This is a genomic window from Nostoc sp. ChiQUE02 (assembly GCF_034531305.2).
Classification (GTDB): Bacteria; Cyanobacteriota; Cyanobacteriia; order Cyanobacteriales; family Nostocaceae; genus Nostoc.
Map to the genome: position 1 here is coordinate 333,469 of NZ_JAVRBN020000002.1, position 21,414 is coordinate 354,882.

The 21,414-nt window shown below is 45.4% G+C and carries 18 protein-coding genes and 2 pseudogenes; 9 read left to right on the forward strand and 11 right to left on the reverse strand.

The genetic code is table 11. The features are described from left to right. Positions 1 to 86: 86 nt before the first annotated feature. From RM347_RS03635 to RM347_RS03650, 4 genes and pseudogenes are all read right to left on the reverse strand, one after another. Entirely contained in the window at positions 87 to 2,192 is a 2,106-nt protein-coding gene (locus RM347_RS03635; RefSeq protein ID WP_322718116.1) for an SPFH domain-containing protein, read from the reverse strand. 152 nt (positions 2,193 to 2,344) lie between these two features. Beyond that, the gene (gene atpC / locus RM347_RS03640; protein ID WP_322718117.1) at positions 2,345 to 2,758 is read right to left on the reverse strand and encodes an ATP synthase F1 subunit epsilon; all 414 of its coding nucleotides are present in this window, start codon (positions 2,756 to 2,758) and stop codon (positions 2,345 to 2,347) included. A gap of 157 nt (positions 2,759 to 2,915) precedes the next feature. Then, positions 2,916 to 4,364, reverse strand: a complete 1,449-nt coding sequence (atpD, locus tag RM347_RS03645) for a F0F1 ATP synthase subunit beta (protein WP_322718118.1) — start codon at positions 4,362 to 4,364, stop codon at positions 2,916 to 2,918. Positions 4,365 to 4,720: 356 nt separating this feature from the next. Continuing rightward, positions 4,721 to 4,819 (reverse strand): annotated as a pseudogene (locus tag RM347_RS03650) (PEP-CTERM sorting domain-containing protein); the annotation flags it as partial. A 680-nt stretch (positions 4,820 to 5,499) separates the two neighbouring features. On the opposite strand from RM347_RS03650, the gene RM347_RS03655 reads away from it, so the two are divergent. Further along, complete coding sequence (locus RM347_RS03655) at positions 5,500 to 6,324, forward strand: SirB1 family protein (protein ID WP_322718120.1); 825 nt, start codon at positions 5,500 to 5,502, stop codon at positions 6,322 to 6,324. 186 nt (positions 6,325 to 6,510) lie between these two features. Here RM347_RS03655 and RM347_RS03660 read toward each other — a convergent pair whose 3' ends face one another. After that, positions 6,511 to 6,957, reverse strand: coding sequence for an SRPBCC family protein (locus tag RM347_RS03660; RefSeq protein WP_322718121.1), 447 nt, complete (start codon positions 6,955 to 6,957; stop codon positions 6,511 to 6,513). A 198-nt stretch (positions 6,958 to 7,155) separates the two neighbouring features. Here RM347_RS03660 and RM347_RS03665 point away from each other — a divergent pair, with 198 nt between their 5' ends. The 4 genes and pseudogenes from RM347_RS03665 to RM347_RS03680 form a co-directional block, all read left to right on the forward strand. Then, a complete protein-coding gene (locus RM347_RS03665; protein WP_322718122.1) occupies positions 7,156 to 8,787 on the forward strand; it encodes a mechanosensitive ion channel in 1,632 nt (543 codons plus the stop codon). Positions 8,788 to 9,051: 264 nt separating this feature from the next. After that, on the forward strand, positions 9,052 to 9,249 hold the full coding sequence (locus RM347_RS03670) for a hypothetical protein (protein WP_322718123.1): 198 nt from the start codon (positions 9,052 to 9,054) through the stop codon (positions 9,247 to 9,249). Positions 9,250 to 9,288: 39 nt separating this feature from the next. After that, positions 9,289 to 9,876: a hypothetical protein gene (locus RM347_RS03675; RefSeq protein ID WP_322718124.1), complete on the forward strand. Its 588-nt coding sequence runs from the start codon at positions 9,289 to 9,291 to the stop codon at positions 9,874 to 9,876. Between the two features lie 257 nt (positions 9,877 to 10,133). Beyond that, positions 10,134 to 10,373: pseudogene (locus RM347_RS03680) on the forward strand (DUF4351 domain-containing protein); the annotation flags it as partial. 14 nt (positions 10,374 to 10,387) lie between these two features. Here the strand turns inward: RM347_RS03680 and RM347_RS03685 are convergent. Continuing rightward, positions 10,388 to 11,869: a GTP-binding protein gene (locus RM347_RS03685; RefSeq protein ID WP_322718125.1), complete on the reverse strand. Its 1,482-nt coding sequence runs from the start codon at positions 11,867 to 11,869 to the stop codon at positions 10,388 to 10,390. A 215-nt stretch (positions 11,870 to 12,084) separates the two neighbouring features. Here RM347_RS03685 and tpiA point away from each other — a divergent pair, with 215 nt between their 5' ends. Together tpiA and folP are read left to right on the forward strand one after the other, a co-directional pair. Next, positions 12,085 to 12,816: a triose-phosphate isomerase gene (tpiA, locus tag RM347_RS03690; RefSeq protein WP_322718154.1), complete on the forward strand. Its 732-nt coding sequence runs from the start codon at positions 12,085 to 12,087 to the stop codon at positions 12,814 to 12,816. A 167-nt stretch (positions 12,817 to 12,983) separates the two neighbouring features. After that, a complete protein-coding gene (gene folP / locus RM347_RS03695) occupies positions 12,984 to 13,844 on the forward strand; it encodes a dihydropteroate synthase (protein WP_322718126.1) in 861 nt (286 codons plus the stop codon). A gap of 3 nt (positions 13,845 to 13,847) precedes the next feature. On the opposite strand, the gene RM347_RS03700 is transcribed toward folP, so the two are convergent. Then, positions 13,848 to 14,684 carry an SPFH domain-containing protein gene (locus RM347_RS03700; RefSeq protein WP_322718127.1) on the reverse strand — a complete coding sequence of 279 codons (837 nt, stop codon included), beginning with the start codon at positions 14,682 to 14,684 and terminating at the stop codon, positions 13,848 to 13,850. Positions 14,685 to 15,070: 386 nt separating this feature from the next. Here RM347_RS03700 and RM347_RS03705 point away from each other — a divergent pair, with 386 nt between their 5' ends. Beyond that, positions 15,071 to 15,415 (forward strand): hypothetical protein, encoded by a 345-nt coding sequence (locus tag RM347_RS03705; protein ID WP_322718128.1) that lies wholly within the window; start codon positions 15,071 to 15,073, stop codon positions 15,413 to 15,415. 305 nt (positions 15,416 to 15,720) lie between these two features. Further along, a complete protein-coding gene (gene rpsU, locus RM347_RS03710; RefSeq protein ID WP_190891159.1) occupies positions 15,721 to 15,900 on the forward strand; it encodes a 30S ribosomal protein S21 in 180 nt (59 codons plus the stop codon). Between the two features lie 376 nt (positions 15,901 to 16,276). On the opposite strand, the gene pth is transcribed toward rpsU, so the two are convergent. The 4 genes from pth to RM347_RS03730 form a co-directional block, all read right to left on the reverse strand. After that, on the reverse strand, positions 16,277 to 16,918 hold the full coding sequence (pth, locus tag RM347_RS03715) for an aminoacyl-tRNA hydrolase (protein ID WP_322718129.1): 642 nt from the start codon (positions 16,916 to 16,918) through the stop codon (positions 16,277 to 16,279). A gap of 33 nt (positions 16,919 to 16,951) precedes the next feature. Then, entirely contained in the window at positions 16,952 to 17,224 is a 273-nt protein-coding gene (locus RM347_RS03720) for a TatA/E family twin arginine-targeting protein translocase (RefSeq protein WP_298917780.1), read from the reverse strand. Between the two features lie 277 nt (positions 17,225 to 17,501). Continuing rightward, complete coding sequence (locus tag RM347_RS03725) at positions 17,502 to 20,486, reverse strand: VCBS domain-containing protein (RefSeq protein ID WP_322718130.1); 2,985 nt, start codon at positions 20,484 to 20,486, stop codon at positions 17,502 to 17,504. A 153-nt stretch (positions 20,487 to 20,639) separates the two neighbouring features. Further along, complete coding sequence (locus tag RM347_RS03730; protein WP_322718155.1) at positions 20,640 to 21,359, reverse strand: GNAT family N-acetyltransferase; 720 nt, start codon at positions 21,357 to 21,359, stop codon at positions 20,640 to 20,642. Positions 21,360 to 21,414: the final 55 nt, after the last annotated feature.

The following is a 21,414-nucleotide window of genomic DNA, read 5'->3' on the forward strand; positions in this document are numbered from 1 at the left end:
GCCTACCCAAAGTAAAATATAACCATTTTCAATTGCCTTTCTCGTAGGGGTGCACAACTATGCACCCCTACCGGATGTTGCTAATGTTACTTATCCGCTGGAAAATTCACAACTATAGGTGGAAGACCGTTTTCTGCGGTTTGTTGTGTTTTAGTAACTACTGGTTGCGGATGCAAAGGTGTTGGTGTCAATTCACCCTTACCAGTTTGATTCCATAAAATCATGGATAGTAGCCCATCCACTAAGCCGTTATTGCTGCTGTTACTGCCAACTAAGACATCTGGAATCAAGCGGACATTGCGATCGCCGATAATTTGCATGAGTTGCATTGCTGTATAACCTTGTGGCCCCAAAGCTTCCACACCAGCGCGGTAGGTTTCAGCTTTGGCGTTACCTGTGGCCCGAATACCTTCAGCCTCAGCAATTGCCCGGAGTTTTGTCCCCTCAGCTTCACCGTTCGCCTCTTTGATTTGGGCTTGGGCTTTTAGTTCAGCAATATGCACACTCTGCTCTGATTTCACCATTTCTTGCTGGATATTAGCCAGTGCCGTTTCCCGGACAAGCTGCTGCCGTTGGGTTTGCGCCATCTGCTGAACTTCATAAGTCTTGCGTTCTTCTTCAGCAATTTTCCGGTCTGTCTGTGTCTGCATTAACGACGCTGGTGGCTGAATATCACCAATCAGGGTGTCGATCGCTTGCACGTCATAAGCCCGCAATGCTGTTTTAATATACTCAGCAGCCTCAGCTTGTCGCTCACTCCGAGCGGTGAGAAAGTCTAGTACAGTATAGTCTTGGGCTGAGTTGCGGAAATAATTACCGATAGTCGGTTCTAATACATGATCTACCAGATTTTGCATTGCACCAACGCGAGAAATTACCTTTGGGGCATCTAAAGCACCCACATGGATAATTTGTGCTACTTCCAAATCAAAGGCAAACCCATCTCGCGATCGCACTGTCAAGGAAGCCAGTTGAGCATCATAGCTGTGGCGTTCGGTGCGATCTGACCAATTTAATACAATGTTGGTCGTTGGCACTAGTTCCATCTTCATAATCCGGGAATTAATCGGGTGCTTGCCAGGATACAACGGTTCGATCCACACACCTTTATGTCCAGGATTGACCAAGTTACCGTGGGTGAAGGCTGCGCCGCTGACATCTTGATGTGCCTTGCCCACGAAAGAAATCACCACACCCACATACCCAATGGGAATTTCCGTCATGGGCACTTGCTCAACCTGGACAAACCAAGGATTCAAGTTCCAAGAACCAGAAAGCAAAGTTTGCTCTTGTAAGCCTCGCCGCCCACCGCCATTAATAAATTTCTGACCATTTTGGAAGTTGTTGTGTCCGTCAATGATGGGACCTGCGAGTTCACCAGCAGAAATTGGTACACCATCTAAGGTAGTGACGATGCCAACTTTGTCAGATGCCAGACTGTACACCCGCAACTGTTCTGGAGCCATGCCATGAGCGCTGGCATTTGATGCCATAATGACTTTAAACAGGGCAGTGTTAATCCGGTACGTACCTGCGGTGAGAAAACCCATTTGCCGCCCTTTTTCGCCACCCTGGGTGAGGAATTTCCGAGCATCTTGGAAATTGTCACAATCGACGATTTTACCCAAGATGCGCTCTGGTGGATTGGATGCGCCATCAGCCGCCACAATTAAAGCGATTTCCCCTTGGGGAACGACAATTACTGACTCTTTCTTTACAGAATACTGCCAAGGCCAATAGCCCCAGTGCCAACCAGGAGCCAGAGTATCTGCCTGTAAACCGGCTTCGCCGTTAAGGGCAATCAGTCCTCCGGCTGGGATTCCGCGCCCGGAAAGGGTAAATTTCCTCACTACAATGCCTACTTCCCGTTCGCCAATAACTACAAGTCCACCAAAGAATAGGGGGACGAATATGACGAAACCGCCGACGAGTAGGATGGGAACCATTACAAAAGGATCAATTCCAGCAGCTTGATATTGAGTCCTGCTAGTTTGTAACTGGGCAATATTTGGTGTAGTCTGATTTAGCTGGACTGATGCCGAAGTGATTTCGTTTGCAGTAGTTATTTTTACAGAAGTAGCATTGGCAGAATGAATGCTGCCAGTAAGCGCTAACGTTGCTACGATAGATGCTGCAAAACGAGCTACTTTATTTTGTTTACGAGTACCAAGCAAAGATGAAAAGCTTTTCATAATTTGTGCCCATTTGGGCAACTAATTAGTTAAGTTAACACTTCACCAAGGCTGACCTCGATTTCTTAAACTTGGCGTAATTTTTTTAAAATTAATAAATATCTTGTAGGTTGGAAATTGCCCAACCTACAAAGTTGAAATAGAAAGTTAAATTAGACCAAACCGCCAGCGGCTTGAAACCGAGCGCGGGCGCGTTTGAAGGCTTGGTTTGCCTGGATTTGGGCTTGGCGATCGTCTCCTGTAACTTGATTCAGACGCGCTTCTGCTTGGTTGTAAGCAGCACGGGCTTCTTCAAGGTTAATTTTGTCGCCGCGTTCAGCGCCGTTAACCAGAATTGTCACTTCATTTTCTTCGACTTCGGCAAAGCCACCCAAAAGAGCGATCGCTTCCCAATTCTGATTTTTAGCGGCGCGGACTCGCATTACACCAGTATCCAGGGCGGTCAAAAGTGGTGCGTGTCCAGTTAGGATACCTAGTTGACCAGTAGTGCTAGGCAAAACAACTTCTTCAGCTGGGGCATCCCATACTGTTTTATCTGGGGAAATTACACGAACGGTTAATGTCATTTGTCCTTTGTCCTTTGTCTGTTGTCTGTTGTCCTTTGTCCTTTGTCTTTTGTCCTTTGTCATTTGTAATTGCCATTAGTCATTAGCACTTGAGCTAATGACTAATGACTAATGACCAATGACCAGTGACCAATGACCAATGACTAATGACTAATGACTAACCTTTGATTTTTTCAGCTTTGGCGATCGCTTCGTTAATATCGCCAACCAAGTAGAAAGCCTGTTCTGGCAGATCATCCAACTCACCAGACAGAATCTTTTGGAATCCTTTGATGGTGTCTTCCAACTTCACGTACTTACCAGGAGAACCGGTGAATACTTCTGCCACAAAGAAGGGCTGGGACAAGAAACGCTCAACTTTCCGGGCCCGCGCTACGATCAGACGGTCTTCTTCAGACAATTCATCTAGACCGAGAATGGCGATAATGTCTTGGAGTTCTTTATAACGTTGCAGAGTTGATTGCACTGCCCGGGCTGTACTGTAGTGTTCGTCACCGACAATGTTGGGCTGAAGCATGGTGGAAGTTGAACCAAGGGGGTCAACTGCGGGATAAATTCCCTTAGCTGCCAAACCGCGAGACAGTACTGTGGTTCCGTCCAAGTGGGCAAAGGTGGTAGCAGGTGCGGGGTCGGTGAGGTCATCCGCAGGTACGTATACTGCCTGAATGGAGGTAATTGAACCCTCGGTAGTCGAGGTAATCCGCTCTTGCAGCTCACCTACGTCGGTTCCCAATGTGGGCTGATATCCTACCGCAGAAGGCATCCGGCCCAGTAGCGCGGACACTTCCGAACCTGCTTGTACAAACCGGAAGATATTATCAATAAACAGCAGCACATCCTGCTTGTTCACATCCCGGAAGTACTCTGCGACTGTCAATCCCGAAAGACCAACCCGCATTCTCGCTCCGGGTGGCTCGTTCATTTGACCGTAAACTAGAGCAATTTTTGATTCGTTGAGGTTGTCTTTGTTGATAACCCCAGATTCAATCATTTCGTTGTAGAGGTCATTGCCTTCACGGGTACGCTCACCCACGCCAGCAAAAACGGATACTCCACCGTGCTGGGTAGCGATGTTGTTAATCAACTCCATCATGATTACGGTCTTACCAACACCAGCACCGCCGAACAGACCAATCTTACCGCCGCGTCGATAGGGAGTCAGAAGGTCAACAACTTTAATCCCGGTCTCAAACACCGAAGGTTTGGTTTCCAGGTCAGTGAATTTGGGAGCAGAGCGGTGGATGGGTAAACTTGCCTCAGCATTTACAGGGCCCCTGTTGTCCACAGGTTCGCCAAGGACGTTGAAAATCCGACCCAAAGTGGCTTTACCAACTGGTACGTTGATGGGAGCGCCTGTATCGGTGACTTCAAAACCGCGCACTAAGCCTTCGGTGGAACTCATCGCAACAGTCCGCACCTGGTTGTCGCCCAGCAGTTGCTGTACTTCAACGGTGATGTTGATTTCCTGTCCAGCTTCGTTGGTGCCTTGGATTTTCAAAGCGTTGTAGATTTGTGGCAATTTCCCGCCGGGAAATTTAACGTCTACAACTGGGCCAATGATTTGGGTAATGTAGCCAATGTTTGTTTTTTCTGCGGTTGTGACCATGCTGCGCCTAATGAGTGAAGCTAGATTTCAGATAAGGTCGTAGAAGACATAATAATAAGCAATGTCAACTTTCACTTTAGCACCGGACGGGGACATAACTCCCTTAGTAATTCCTTAAAAAGGAGTTTGGCTGCTGGGGTTGTAGTCCCCATCCTGACCAGATTGACGGAATACACTCCAGTTTATCCCTAATCCCATTTTTCAGATGCGATGTCTACGACGGGCTACGCCTACGCCCTAGCTATCATGCGGTGTAGCGAAAGATGCTACTCTGTTGAATTGCCTATGTTTTTGCACTTACAGCAAAAAAGCTAGATTTTGATAACTAGCTTTTGCTTAATAAATTAAGGATTCTATTAGCAGTGAACTTGCTGCTTTTGCTTGCGCTTGAACTTAGAGGTGACACCAAAAGCACCCAAACCAAGCAAGCCAATCAAAGAAGCTGGTTCAGGAACAGCAGCAGCGTGATATGTTACGTTATCCAGCACTGTAGAGCCATTGTTCCAATTTACACGAACTTCATCAACCAGTCCTGTATAACCCGAAGACAGAAAAGTTGGTGTAGAAGAAGGTGCAAGCGATGCAGATGTTGCCTGTAGTGTTCTTCCATTGTAGAGTGAAAAGCTTACTGGAAAAGAGGAATCACTTGCGAAATAACTACCATCAAAGATTACGGGTGATGCAAAGTAGAATGGAATGCTGCTTGGTCCATTCCACTTGTCATAGTTCCCATAGATTCGGTTCGGAATTGACTCAGGAGTATATGGGTTATGCTCGAAACCATAATAAGTCCAATTATTATCCCATTGGATTCCACATTTGCTAAAAGTTAGTTGGGAATGTATAGGACTAGTATTTTATTTTTGAAATACACGTAGGGTGTGTTATGCCGTAGGCTAACGCACCAAAACCTTCGGATGGTGCGTTACGGTTTCCGTAACACACCCTACACACTTAGATTTTTTTATAAATCAAATCCGATTGCTATATAAAGCTATCTACAAACTAGATTTCCAAAACTTCTGAATATCCATAAGATAAAGATAGATACAAAAAACTGCTTTTAGCCAAGCCGCGATGCCTGGGTTAGGCGTAGCTGCGGCTCCATCCTCACACTTCCAGCGAGCAACAGCTTATGAATTTCTCGTCAGCACGACAATATTTTTACCAGGAGATTCAGCAGTCTGACGAGCATATTGACCTAGCAAAGGCAGCTTTGTACATTGCACAGGAAGAATATCCCAACCTAGATTTAGAGGAATACCTCAACGCCCTTGATACAATGGCATGGGAGCTTCAAGAACGCCTGCCTGATTCACGATATCCTTTGCGGATAGTTCAAAGTATTAATCAATATCTCTACGAAGATTTAAAGTTTTCTGGTAATAAAATTGACTATTACGACCCGCGCAATAGCTTTTTTAATGATGTAATTGATCGCAGATTGGGGATTCCTATTACCTTAGCGCTGGTTTACCTGGAGGTTGCCCGACGGATTGATTTTCCAATGGTGGGTGTGGGAATGCCAGGACATTTCCTGATCCGTCCGGATATTCCAGATATAGAGATTTTCGTCGATGCTTTCAATGGTGGTGAAATAATATTTGCCCAAGACTGCAAAGAACGGCTGTCTCAACTTTATCAGCAACCTGTGACGCTACAACCAGAATTTTTAGCCGTAGTTAGTAATCGGCAATTTTTGGCACGGATGCTGACAAATTTAAAATTTATTTACCTCAAACAGCAAGAGTTAGAAAAAACGCTAGCAGCAGTTGAACGAATTTTGTTGCTGTTTCCTGGTTTAACTTTAGAATTGCGCGATCGCGGCTTGATCTACTATCAACTCGGTTACTATCCCCAAGCCATAGACGACTTAGAAAAATATTTAGCAAAAGTTCCTGATGCCGAGGATGCATCTGTGATTCGGCGGCTACTTACTGAATTGGGTAAGGATCGATAGAGAGTGGGGAGCAGGGGAAGCAGGGGCTAGTAAGTCAAAAGGTAAAAGTAAAAAGTAAAAAGAAAAGAATTAAGAATTAAATTTCAAGACTTCATCAGTTCTGTTTTGCCTTTTTACTTTTGACTTCATCTTGGGGAGGCAGGGGAAGCAGGTGGAGAATAATAATTTCTAACTAATGACTAATGACTAATTTTTTTGTTCTTCTGCGACTCGTTTAAGGCGGCGCAGTTGGGCTTGCATATCTTCTTTTGTCCAAGATGCAGCAAAGGTGTTGAAGCCCCAACTAACTAAGGGGTTAGGGATATCGAACTCAAAACGGTTCAATAGAAGCGTTCCCTTTTCTGTTGGCTGACATTCCCAGCGATCGCGCCCTTGAAAAAATCCCTGAAATTCCCAGACTACCAAACCCGGTTGTCGTTCCACAACTACGCTATTCAACGTGGGTTTCAGTAGAGGAATTTGAATGATAAAACGACTTTCACTGCCGACATCAGTGCTCCAAGCGTCGCCCACAGGTTCGCAACGGAGGACGGGGTTAAGCCAACGGTGCATGAGGGTTAAATCGCTAATACAGCGCTCCACTACCGTAGCTGTAGCATTAATTTGAATCGATTGTTCCAAAACTTGGGACATTCCACATTTTTGGTGCTGTTGCTGCAATTAGAGTAACGCAAAATTCAGTACTGGCAGTAGATTAAATCAAAAATGAGTAACAAAGTCAAAAATTAGTCTTGATATCAATCAATATATGTATGTTTTTACTGGTAAATTGATAGGCAAAACACTTACTCAGTGTTTGCGGCGAATACTTAAGCTTAATTCCCGAAAACCATGAACACAACTTGGCAAGGAATAACCCAGGTGATAGGAGTTGAATTTTTGGCACAATCGCCCAGCCTGCAACCGGTGCAACCATCAGTAAATCAAGGAATTGCTGATGTGCAAGGTATTGTTCAACAGTTGATTTTGTTTACGCCCCGTCTACTAGGGGCAGTGGCAATTTTACTAGTAGGTTGGTTAATTGCGGCGATCGCAGCGGCGGTGACGCGAGGAATCCTCAATCGCACAAACATAGATAACCGCATTGCCGCAGGGGTAACGGGTCGTCAAGATGTTCCCCAAGTGGAGAAATTACTCTCCAGCCTAGTGTTTTGGAGCGTTATCCTGTTGACGGCGGTAGCTGTTTTACAGACATTGGATCTGGAGATAGCCTCTCAACCCCTGAATAATTTTCTCAATCAACTTATTGGCTTTTTGCCAAAGTTGGTTGGTGCAGGAATCCTTTTAGGAGCCGCCTGGTTTCTGGCGACCATTGTGAAGATTATCACTGTGCGCTCATTACAGGCATTTAACCTGGATGAGCGTTTGAATCCAGAACCAGAAGACAGGGCACCCAGCCTGAATCAGTTGTCTCTGAGCGAGACGATTGGCAATGCTCTCTATTGGTTTATATTTTTACTGTTTCTCGCCCCAGTTTTAGATACTCTCGGACTTAGGCAGGCTCTACAACCAGTACAAGCTCTAATTACAGAAGTTCTGCTAATTCTGCCGAACATTTTAGCGGCAATCTTAATTGCTGTAGTTGGCTGGTTCATCGCTAATGTAGTACGGCGGATTGTGACGAACCTGCTGGCGACAACTGGTATCGACCATTTAGGTAATCGATTGGGATTATCTTCCAATGCAGGGGTGCAACCTCTATCGAGTATTATCGGCACAATTGTCTATGTTTTGATTTTGATTCCTGTAGCGATCGCAGCGCTCAATGCCTTGCGAATTGATGCGATATCAATACCTGCGATCGCAATGCTGCAACAGGTACTCAATGCCCTACCTGGAATCTTTACAGCCGTAGCAATTTTGATTGTTGCCTATTTCGTCGGGCGCTTTGTAGCGGATTTGGTTACAAGTATCCTCACCAATTTAGGCTTTAATAACATTTTCACTATTTTGGGTCTGACAACACCCAGCAGACGAATCGTAATTTCAACAGAACCAGCAGTTGAACCTACTCCAACCCGTACGCCATCGGAAATTGCAGGCATTGTTGCCTTAGTCGGTATCATGCTATTTGCCACAGTGGCGGCGGTGAATATCCTGAATATTCCAGCCCTGACAGCATTAGTGTCTGGTATTGTGATCATATTTGGGCGGATTTTGGCTGGATTGGTAATATTTGCCATTGGTTTATTCCTGGCAAATCTAGCTTTTAACATCATTACCAGTTCCGGCGATCGCCAAGCACAGATTTTGGGTCAAGTGGCGCGGATTGCAATTATTGTCTTAGTCTCTGCAATGGCTCTACAACAGATTGGAGTTGCCAGTGATATTGTGAATTTAGCTTTTGGACTTTTATTAGGTGCGATCGCAGTTGCTATTGCCCTAGCCTTTGGTCTTGGGGGGCGCGATATTGCACGAGAGCAAGTTCAAGAATGGCTAAACTCTTTCAAAGGTAGAAACTAAAAGTTGATGAAGGCGCAATTTCATCTGTAAATTTCGGAAAGTGCAGCCCTAAGCATCAATAACAGTGTAGAGAATCTATCGACAATTGTGCCTAAAAGGTTGAAAGTTAGAGCTTAGAAACTCGGAGTTTGAGTATAGAACTCGAAATGTCAAGTTCTGAAGCTCAAGTTCCGAGTTTTCAAGCTCAATTTAATTGTATTTTCCGAGTCACCTTAATCGATTCTCCCAAAATTCCCAAAAGCCCTACTGATATGGGTTATTGAAGTGAAGAGTGCCGTGTTGGTAGTAAATCTTGAGTCCAGATTTGATTTGGCAGCTTTTATGTTAGAAAAACCATTATTATGGGAAAACTTAAAACAAGATCCTGTGTTGAAGGCATTGGATGTAATTCGTCAGCCAAACGTTACAAATTACAAGATTACAGAACAGGGATGGCAAAGTGCGTATGAGTTGAGAGAATAGCTTGACATTCTAAATAAAAATTATTAAACAATAACACTTATGGATTTACTTATCAAGATTATTAAACGTTTTTGGATAATTAATTGTTTCGGGATATTTGTTTTATCGGCTTGCACACCTGCATCATCCCAAGAAAAACTTTTAACACCTAAAGAAGGAAATTTTAGTATCTTAATGCCAGGGACTATTTTAGAAGAAGTTACTTCTCCAGGAAAAGGAATTAATAACCGGAATTGGACAACTATTAAGAGTGAATCTATATATTCAGTGACCCATTCAACTTTTACGAAACAAATAGCCCCGCAGAAAATTCCAAAAGTTTTACAACTTCTAATTAAAGCTGCTAATAAAACAAATTTCATTCAGGGTAAACAAGTATCTCAGTCTTCTGTTAATAAAAGTGGATATAACTGCCAAGACTTTACTTTAATGGGCAAACCCAGTACTTACTTGCAAAAAGAATTTAAGAAAAAAGGGTTAAATATCAATAATCAATTATTCTATCAAAGAAGTCTGCTTTGTATGAAAAATAATTATGCTGTTGAGGCTGTAATAATAACCCCATCATCTGAAGAACTAAAAACTAATGGGGCATCTTTTATTAAATCGCTAAACCTCAAAGCATAAGACTATTCTTTAATACTTGATACGATGATTGCTGTTATTATATTTGCAACTTTCTCGCTTGGACTGCATAGACTTTACCAAGCTAATCCCTTACTTGGTGAGAGCGCTCTTGTTGATTCTGCGATGAAACTAGGCTAGCTGATGCCGCCGTCTGTTGCCAATGTCACAACTGATTTAATAAAATTGCTTCGGATCTTTATCGAGGCGAAATTACTGTTGAAAAGTATAAAAATCTAACTTTTTGAATCATATTTTGGGAAGATATTATGCAAGAATCAGTGATTTATCAGGATATTTTGCAGAAGGGAGAACAAAAAGAAGCTTTTCGCTTTTTAAAGCGTCAGTTAAATCGGCGATTTGAAGAAATCAATTCATCAATATTTGAGAAAATTCAAGTCTTATCTACTGAACAATTGGAACAATTAGGAGAAGAATTTTTAGACTTTTATAATGTATCTGATTTAGTCGCTTGGCTTGAGCAAAATACAAGCATTTAAAATAAGTTTATACATCACTTTCTGAGTTTTACCTTATGGAGCAATTCATCTTTAATACGGTTGAGAATTGAAGTCTCATCCAGGTTTGCCAAAATCCGATTAATCACTGCTTTCGGTCCATCAGGCCCCCAAGTCGCCCCGTTGGCTAAATAAACTTTGGTAACTTGTCCAATACCGTAAGAAGAAACACCAGCTACTCCCGCTTGCGTAACTGCCACCGATATATAAGGGCCAAGGGCAGCACCTGCGGTAGCTGTTGCAGAGATCCCAAGTAAAGTTTTTAATCCACTTAAGCCCAAATTTGCCAATAATTCACTTGCACCAATACCGCCCATACTCAGGGCGATTTTTTGTAGTAATTGTACAGCCCCAGCTTCGGTCATCGAGAAGCCATAGAGTTTAGATAAACCCAAAATCAGAGCAATATCAATAATCACACTACTCAAAATATCTACCACAGTTACGGGATTGAGTGCGATCGCTAATGCTTTAGTCATCACAGCCTTCCAAATCAACTGATTGGCATTCTGTTCCCGAATCATCAGTTTTCGCTCAACCAACTGCTCATTTACGATATCGGCATAAAGCATGGTGTTGAGAGCAACCAAGGCCTTACCCTCACGATGCAGAATCTCCAAGATTTTCAGCTTGAGTTCCTCGACTTGAGCATTACCTGTACGCAACTGTATGCCCCTAGTGCCATCAGGGCGACGAATCGCCGTCTTCACCAATGGCGATGCCGCAGCCATGACAATTTCTAAAGGTGTAAGTAATTCCCGCACCCTTTCATCCCGGATTTTATGATAAATTGCCATCCGGTCTGCTTCTGGATACTGGTCTACTTTGTTAAACACCAAAATGATCGGTTTACCTGCTTCCCGCAACTGAGAAAGGGCCATGTATTCCAGCTTCGTCATGTCGCCAGAGATCACAAACAGAATCAAATCTGCTTGTTTGGCAATCTGTTCAGCTAATGCGGCACGGGTTGCACCATCTACTTCGTCTAACCCAGGAGTGTCAATTAATTCCACCTGGGATTGACCTACACCAGGGAGAGTGACTCGCAAAGCACGTTCAGTTTCTCCAATCGCTTCCTCACTAATACTCCAATTAACTCTTTGTGCAGCACGAGTGACACCGTGCAGCGGTCCAGTTTCAAATACTGTTTGTCCAACCAAGGAATTGAGTAGCGAAGACTTCCCACGTCCCACCATCCCAAAAGCCGCAATCTGCACCACCATACGGTCTAACTTCCCCAGCATGGTTTCCAAATCAGCAATTTCCGCCTCCAATCCGGTTTTTTCTTGAGGGGTGAGGTCGAGATTGGCTACCAAGTTTCGTAGTGCCGTTTGTGCTTGTTTATAATTCAGCTCTGTTTGAATGTCTTCAAAACTGAAAATGGCACTATCGAGTTCTTCCTCCCAGTTGAGAGAATTTGCGTCAGTGTTAGCGGAATCGCTTTGATCGGGTTCAGGCAAGGGCAATGTCGAAGTCATATCAATTTGAGATTTGAAATTTGGGATTTTTAAATTAGCCCTGTCTCTTATCCTAGTTATTTTTAACAGAGGTTTGGGTATTGGAGACTGGAGACTGGGCATTTCTCTAATGACTAATGACCAATGACCAATGACTAATGACTAATGGCTAACAAAAAGTCATAAACTGAAAAATGCATCTAAAATAACGCGTTAGGATCTTGACTAAATTACCTGTGCGGAAAATCGTTATTGCCGGTAACTGGAAAATGTTCAAAACCCAGGCGGAGTCCGAAGACTTTTTACGAGGATTTCTGCCCTACCTGGAGGAAACGCCCGAAGAGCGAGAAGTGGTATTGTGTCCTCCCTTCACTGATTTAAACAGTCTGTCAAAGTATTTGCATGGTAGCCGAATACAACTAGGGGCACAAAATGTCCACTGGGAAGAATTTGGCCCCTATACGGGTGAGATTTCTGGCCCAATGCTGACAGAAATTGGTGTGCGCTTTGTGATTGTCGGTCATAGCGAACGACGGCAATACTTTGGTGAAACGGACGCCACTGTTAATCTGCGCCTCCGAGCTGCTCAAAGGTTTGGTTTGACCCCAATTCTCTGTGTTGGCGAAACTAAACAACAACGAGATGCGGGAGAAACTGAATCACTGATTGCTCTCCAACTCGACAAAGGTTTGGTAGATATCGATCAGGAAAATTTGGTGATTGCCTACGAACCGATTTGGGCCATTGGTACTGGTGATACTTGTGAAGTAACGGAGGCTAATCGGATAATTGGCTTAATTCGTAGCCAGTTGAGTAATCCGAATGTATCAATTCAATATGGCGGCTCAGTCAAGCCGAATAATATTGATGAGATCATGGCTCAACCAGAAATTGATGGTGTTTTAGTCGGAGGAGCAAGTTTGGAACCTGAGAGTTTCGCTCGGATTGTGAATTATAAGTCAGTGTGATGTCCCTTCTTCTCGTTCCCATGCAGAGCATGGGAATACCTACAATACGCTTGGGTTAAGATAATTGGTCTTTGAAGACGCGATGAATCGCGTCTCTACATCATGGTTTTGTTGCTCTATCTGAACTGTATTGGTGTGGCTGCCGCCTCACATAGCAATGTAGATTTATGCCAAGCAACTTGATAATTCGAGGACGCTGTTTCGAGTGGGGACAGCGGACTTATTTGATGGGTATTTTGAATGTAACGCCTGATAGCTTTAGTGATGGAGGTGAGTTTAATACTACCTCTGCCGCTTTAGTCCAGGCGCAAGCCCTAGTGGCTGCTGGTGCTGACATTATTGATGTGGGTGGTCAATCAACTCGACCAGGAGCAAAGCAAATAACTCTGGTGGAGGAACTCGATCGGGTACTATCAGTCTTACAGGTGCTAAGACCAGAAATTTCAGTCCCGATTTCTGTAGATACAACCCGTGCTGCTGTAGCTAGGGCATCTTTAGAAGCTGGAGCAGATATTATTAATGATATTTCTGGCGGCACTTTTGACTCAGAAATGTTGCCAACAGTGGCAGAGTTAGGTGTGCCGATTATTTTAATGCACATCCGGGGAACACCACAGACAATGCAACAACAGACTGATTATCAAGATTTGCTCACAGAAATTTATAGTTTTTTGGCTCGACAAATTGGGGTAGCAACTGCTGCGGGCATTGACCTGGATAAAATTATTATTGATCCTGGTATTGGTTTTGCTAAGAATTATGAGCAAAATTTAGAAATTTTTCGCGGTTTGCGATCGCTAACAACACTTAACTGTCCTATCTTGGTAGGAGCATCTCGTAAAAGTTTCATTGGTCGGATTTTAAATCAACCAGATCCCAAAGCACGAGTTTGGGGAACGGCAGCAGCTTGTTGTGCTGCTATTTTTAATGGCGCTGATATCCTCCGAGTTCACGATGTTCAAGAAATGCATGATGTTTCACTAGTAGCCGATGCCCTATTGAGACAAGCTACACAGCGTGATTGTTAGGTATTACCGTTCTTCAATTTTTTTGCCATTACCTTCTGTATTTACTGACTCGGCTATCAACTCTTGAAACATTTCACTTGAGTTGGCTGGGTCTACAAAGACAATTTTGGCATTATTACTCTCACCAAGTTTTTGGCTGGCATCTACGTAATCTTGAGCTACAAGATATCGCAGAATGTCCCTACTGTCAGGATTGGAACGTAGAGCTTGAGAAATAATTTGCACTGAAGTCATAGTTCCTTCGGCTTTCTTAATGGCAGCTTCCTTTTGCCCTTCTGCTTCGGTAATCAGTGCCCGTTTTTTGATTACAGCGGCTTGCTCCTCTTCCCTAGACTTTCGTACACTCTCAGGTAGAGTAATTCTCTGAATATCTAACCGGAGAATTTCAACTCCCCAATCTGCCGTTATATTATTCAACTGGTCTAAGATAGCTGCGTCCATCTCTGCTCTGGAGATATTAGTCTGCTCTAGGGTATTCTGAGCAATGATTTCCCGGAGCGTGGTTGTGGTCAACTGTGTCAGTGCCCCTTGAAGATCCTCAATAGCGTAAAAGCTTTTCTCAATATCTCTAATGCGCCAGTATACAATAGCGTCCACTTCCACGTAAATATTATCGTAGGTGATCACATTCTGAGGTTTGATGTCTATAAACTGCTCTCGTGTAGTATCTTCCATCACAACCTGATCTACCAAGGGAACAATAAAGTTCAGCCCCGGCTTAAGTTTCCGATGATACCGCCCCAGGCGTTCGACTAAGGCTTCATTACCTTGATTAATCAGTTTTGCAGAACCTAAGGCATAACCTATAAGGGCTAAAACTATAGCAATAATTGGCTCCATGTATGCTCCTATTCAGCTTTGGGGAGAATTTAGTATCAAGAATATGCTACTAGCTTGTCATATCTTTGAGTTTAATGTTTTGAGTCTGTAATTTTATCAACACCAGCAGCGATATCTGATGTCGAGTCGCTGCGCGTCTTGTACGTATTCTCTAAGTAGGACTATTTTGCGGAATGCGATCGCTATTAAAGCACCTTGATAAAAGGCTGGCAAGGACTACTTGATGTAATCAACATTACTTGTACTGGCATCTTCAGACATTCTGGACTTTTATTCAGTATATTAACTTAGATTAACTTAATTTTACGTAAAATTTAGTACGAATTTAAAAAGTCCAGTATAATCGAATTGAAATTGGCTTCAGCCATTAAAAATATAAAAATATTATGGGCAGGCTGTTAATCAGACTTATAGGTTTAATCCTACTTTTCACAGGCTTATACTTTTTTGGTCAAAACATTATATTCGTTAGCGGTTACTATATACCTTTTTCTAACAGATTACCCGCTACTGTTGCCGTATTAGTGATTATGGCTGGTGCGTTAACATTGGTATTTTTTCGGAGAGAAGCTAGTAATTTTGGATGGATTTTGTTAGGGATTGGCATTGTACTAGTTTTCTTCAGCGGTGGAGTAATTTTCAGATCAACTAGCTTATGGAATTTATTTGTTGCTTTTGCCTCATTAACAGTCGGATATAAATTATTTAACGAGGGCAAAATCAATTTTTAAAATCTGTAAATATAATCATATTTTCTCATCTATCTTAGTAACTAAGACTACATTATTCTTCAGTTCAGAGTACAGCTAGAAAAATTTAGCATTATAATTTTCCCATCTTCTCTATTGCTCCTAAGAGTGCATTAGGGCACTTAGATTAACTTTTCGTTAAGTACAGATTTCACGAGTTAGAAACACACGTAACCCGCCTCAACCGGACGAATAGCCTCTTAATCATGACTTTAGCTCAGGGGGGTTTTACTAAGGTTGAGGGTACTATTAGAATGGAAACTATTGATGATGAGGAAAAGGCAAGAATGACCCAGGTGGTTCTAGGAGAGAACGAAGGAATAGACTCAGCTTTGCGTCGGTTTAAACGCCAGGTTTCCAAAGCTGGGATATTAGCTGATGTGAAGTATCATCGGCACTTTGAAACACCGATAGAAAAACGCAAACGTAAGGCAGTGGCAGCTAGACGCAAAAGACGTTTTAATTAAACCTATTTGGTTTGGTACTGGCGTTGCTTGAGGTTATGACCTAAAACAGGCAATAGCGTGACGCCTATAACGTATCCCTACGGGGAAGCAAGCTACGCGTAGCGTTTGTCTGCGACACGCTGCGCGAACGTAGAGAAACGGTAGCGAGTCCTCTCCCAAGGGGAGAGCGTCATGGCCCGTCGTAGACATCGCCATTATTCTTACAAAAATTAAGCAAACTATGCCGCACCCCAAATTAGGGTGTAGATGATTTACCTTTCATACACACAGAAGGCGTTAAGGGCTTTATCTCGGTTGGATGGAGCAGGCTAAAATCGCTGCCCATCAACCAAAATAAGCGCCTTTGCCAAGCTGATAAGGCAGTATTCATCCAACCCTAAGACTCAGAATTATTAATGGTGCGGCTATTACAAACATTCATCGCCTTTTCTACTCCCTGCTTGAGGCTTAGTTCAATACACTCGACTACGAACTGAAGTACAAGAGACATCTGCTGATTTTCGGCAGCAGAAAATCGCCCTAGCACATGAGAAACAGCATCGGAATCATCGTTATTAGCTGCACCTTTGGGTTTACCAATACCAATTCGCAAACGGGGAAAGTTTTGGGTACTAAGATGTGCGATCGCACTTTTCATGCCGTTATGTCCCCCAGCCGAACCAGATAAGCGCAGCCGAGTTTTTCCCAAGGGCAAATCCATATCGTCGTAAATTATCAGCACGGACTCAGGCGGCAATTTATACCAACTTGTCACCGCTTGGATTGCTTGTCCTGAGCGATTCATGTAAGTTAACGGCTTTAGCAAGCGAATCTTACCTCCACCTGGGACCATACCCTCGCCATACTCACCCTGAAACTTGCGGTTTTCTGCTAAAGGAATGCGCCAAGAATGGGAGAGAGTTTCTACACCAGCAAAGCCGATATTATGGCGTGTTTGGTCGTATTTAGCTTCTGGATTCCCTAACCCGACAATTAGTTGTGGAATCACCAAAGCTGGTTGTGTAACAGCTTCTGTCATTTTGCCTACAGTCAATTGATATGCAGCACTCTCCTAGCTAGGTTGGGAAGAACTAGCGGTATCCTGCTCAGATTTAGCAGGGTGGATTTGCTTAGGTTCCAATTCAGCAGTAGTCTTTACAGCTTCTTCTAATTGTTCTGCTTCTTTTTGAAACTCGTTTTGAAAATCCTTGGAAGCTTCTTGAAAACTACGAATTGTTTTGCCCACACTCCGACCAATTTCTGGCAGCTTTTTGGGGCCAAAGATTAACAGTGCTACTACCATAATTACAGCCATTTCCGGCAGACCGATACCAAATATATTCATTTTTTGTCTCCTGTTAACTATAGAACCACTACATAGACTTACATATTTATGTAGTCTACTCAATAATCGCCTATTATAGAAAGCGATGATCGCCCCGGAAGCTCTTACAGGCTGCGCCAAACACTCAAACGTGAAGGCGGAAGCTTTTGCAGCCTGTGCGTCACCCCTATGAATGAAAAAAACAAGTCAAATCCTCTGCCCTCTGCCTTATTTATTGAAAGTTGGGAATGGAACGATCGCCCCTGAAGTTTCCCAAAGGTGATCGCTCCATCTATACTTAAGCGATCGCCAAAGAAGTCAAACTACCGCTAAACCCGGTAATCTCAATTACAGCATCACTAGTAGACTGGAAGCCAGCGGTGTTATTATTCAGCGCCACAAAGGTGCGGCTACCAAAGCTAAAGGTGGCAGCGCGGTTGGCAACAAAACTACTACTAGTCAGCACAGCACTGATTCCGGTTTGGGTTAAGGCAGTTACCACCCCTAGTTCGGCGAGATTTGCCGCGCTGACGACATTCGGCCCATCAATGACATCCGTGCCAATTTTCAGGTCGGTGATGCGGTCAAAGTTACTCAGTAGCGAGTCGGTGAGGGCGAAGCGGAAGGTATCAGTACTATTGCCCCCGATAAGCAAATCGCCACCTTCACCGCCTACAAGCAAGTCGTTGCTGTTGCCGCCAATCAAGGTATCATTACCTTTGCCACCATTGAGAGTGTCATTACCGTTACCGCCATCGAGCAAGTCAGGGCCGTCATTGCCGTTAAGGGAATCTTTGCCATTGCCACCAAGTTGGCTAGAGCCAATTAGGAGGTTGACATTGCCCAAGGTAGTGCCGCCCTTACCGTCAGTTAGAGTGTATTTGAAGCTACCTGTACCGCTCTGAGTGGAGAGAAAAGTAATGAAATCATCAGCAGCGTTGGTGGGAGTGAAATTGTTGAACAAGACTGCCGACCCACCTACCGCATTGCTAACTCCGGTAATCTTCAACACATCCCCAGTATCGACATCGCTGTCGTTAGCAAGTAAAGTGCTGACAGCAATGATTTTGGGGATATATTGGGTGGCAGTTAAGGAGTCAGTGCCAGCAACGGGGGCATCATTCACTCCGGTAATGGTGATGGTAATATTTTGGCTAGCAGTACCGTCAACAGATTGCACCGTGAAGGTTTCGTTTTTGGTCGCGCCTGCACCCAGAAATTGCACCGCACTGTTGGCAACAGTGTAAGTGAAAGCACCTGCATCTGTGATGCTGAGGCTACCCAGGTTGCCACTAGCTGAGGTGACAGCGGTCTTAAATTTGTTCTCACCTGTATCGACATCATTGACAGTGAGGTTGCCCGTTGCCGTCAGGTTGGGAGTGGTGGCATCTTCGGTGACTCCTGCGGTAGCTGTACCTGTGATGGTAGCCGCATCATTCACCCCGGTAATCGTCACGACAATATTCTGGCTGGCTGTGCCATCAAAAGATTGCACCGTGAAGGCTTCGTTTTTGGTAACGCTTGCACCAAGAGATTGCACCGCACTGTTAGCAACGCTGTATTTCCAGGCTCCTGCTTCCGTGATGTTGAGACTGCCCAGGTTGCCATCGGCGGAGGCGACGGTGGTTTTGAACTTGTCCTCTCCGGTATCGACATCAGCAACGGTGAGGCTACCTGTAGCGCTGAGGTTGCTGCTGACGACATTCAAGTCTTCGGTGACTGCCCCGGTTGCTGTGCCACTGATACTGGCTGCATCATTGACGCTGTTAATCGTCAAGGCGACGGTCGCGGTTGCCGTGCCGCCTTTGCCATCGTTAATGGTGTAGGTAAAGCTGTCGTTGCCGTTGTAGTTGGCATTGGGGGTATAGACCAACTGGTCATCGGTCAAGTTGGTAGGGGTGCCGTTGTCGTTGCGTGTGACGGTGCCGTTAGTGGGGTTGGTAAAGCTGTCGAGGCTGCGGGGGTTGCCGTCAGGATCGGTGTCATTTGCCAGGACGTTGATGGTGACGGCAGTGTCTTCATTAGTGTTGGCAGTGTCATTGACAGCGGTCGGAGGTTGATTGGGAGGATCAGCCAGAGTAATGGTGGCAGTGGTGGTCGTGCCTAAGGTATAACCTGAGCGATCGACCAGGGTAAGGATTACCGTTTCGTTGCCCTCCACCAGGTTATCGGCGATCGGCGCGACAATAATGGTAGCAGTAGTCGCTCCAGCCGCAAAGGTAACGGTGCCGGGGAGCGTGGTGTAGTCGGTGCCGTTGGTGGCGGTGCCACTGAGGGTGTAGGAAACGGTGAGACCGCCAGTAGGCGCAGCTTTGCTGAGGGTGAGGGTGAAGCTGCCGGGTGTGTTGGGTTCAGCCGCGTTGCTGCCGGGAGCGACGCTGAGGCTAGGGTCGTTCGCAGTGTTCTCGAAGAACTGGATGTCGAAAAGTGTTCCCACAAAGGCATCAAGGTCGCCATCGCCATTGATATCGGCAAAGGTAGGATTGCTGCCAAACCTGACATTGCTCAGCCCGAAGGGGTTGGTGACGGGAGCGGCAAAGCTGGGGGCTGACGCCGTGCCCGTGTTCTGGAAGAAAAACGTGTTGCCGTCAAAGTCCCCCACGAAGGCATCGAAGTCGCCATCGCCATCAATATCGGCAAAGGTGGGGCTGGCATAGTCATAAGTGAAGGGACTGGGATTAACATCGCGCAGCCCGAAGGGGTTGGTAACGGGAGCGGCAAAGCTGGGGGCTGACGCCGTGCCCGTGTTCTGGAAGAACAGCGTGTTGCCGACATTATTACCGACGAAGGCATCAAGATCGCCATCGCCATCAATATCGACCAAGGCGGGCTTGTTGTAATCCCCAACATCGCGCAGCCCAAAGGGGTTGAGGGTTTGAGCGGCAAAGCTGGGGGCTGACGCCGTGCCCGTGTTCTGGAAAAACGTGATGCCAGCGTAACGGTCTCCGACAAAGAGATCAAGGTCGCCATCGCCATCAATATCGGCAAAGGCGGGACTGGTGTTAGTCCCGATGGTGCCCACCACATAGGGGATGTTAGCTAGCCCAAAGGGGTTAGCGACTGGAGCGGCAAAGCTGGGGGCTGCTGCCGTGCCCGTATTCCTGTAGAACTGCACGTTGACGGGCTGGCTGTTGACATCGTAGCCAACGAAGGCATCAAGGTCGCCATCGTTATCAATATCGACGAAGATAGGATCGTTGGAATATCCACGAAGAGGGAGATTCTGAAGATTTGTTAGACCAAAGGGGTCGGTGATGGGGGCATTGAAATTAGGTGTTGCCATAGTTTGTTCTCTTGACTCAATAGAAGAATTGATTTTGTTAACTGTTTAACCGAGGGAAGTTTGCGCTGGGCGATCGCCCCTGATGAAACTGCCCTTGCTTCCTAGCACCCTGCAACTCGATATGAGTCACCTGTTGCTGCCGCGATCGCTGACCTATTGCTCGGCGGTGAGTTGCCGTAACAGATAATTCCGCTCGGCAAGGCTCTGCTCTAGGTGCTTGACTAATCGCGTGCCGATGCCCTGCCGACGACAACTCGGCAAGACATACAGCGACAGCAGTTCGGCAGTCTGGTCGGGCAACAGTTCGGCGATCGCCAAGCCGACCATCTCACCCGCCTCTGCCGCCGAAATTCCCAGCAGTTCGCCCCGTTGCGGCTGAGTTTGCCAGCGCGTTTGCAGGCTAGGAAACGTAAACGCCTCGTAGGGAGCAAGGTTGTCGGCGTTGAGGTGGTAGACCCGCTGGTATTTGATGTTTGCCAGATCGAGTTCCTGGCTCTGGGCGGTGGCTGAGGGCGATCGCGGCAGTCCCGCTCGCGGCGCAGATCCACCCTGGCTGGGACGTTTGGCGGTTGGCTTGGTGATGAAGATGCCGTTAGAGCCGGGAAAGGTGACTAGACGCTCGATGTCTTCGTTCTGCAAACCGATGGCCCTGGGCTGAACCACACCCGGCAGCACGACCACATCAAACAGTTCCTCCACCACGCCGTCTAGATACAGCCAGTGCAAGGTTTCACCCGTGTTCAGGTCAATCAGCATCAGCCCACACTGCCCTTCCCGACCCTGAGCCGCCAACCGCTCCTCTAAGACCAGCCCGCTAAAACTGCGCGATCGCAGCTTTGACAAGCCCACTAAGGAATGCGGATTAAATAAAATCCAGAATTATGCCACCTGTGGTTTAGCGGTGTAATTCCATTGCGGCAAATAATCA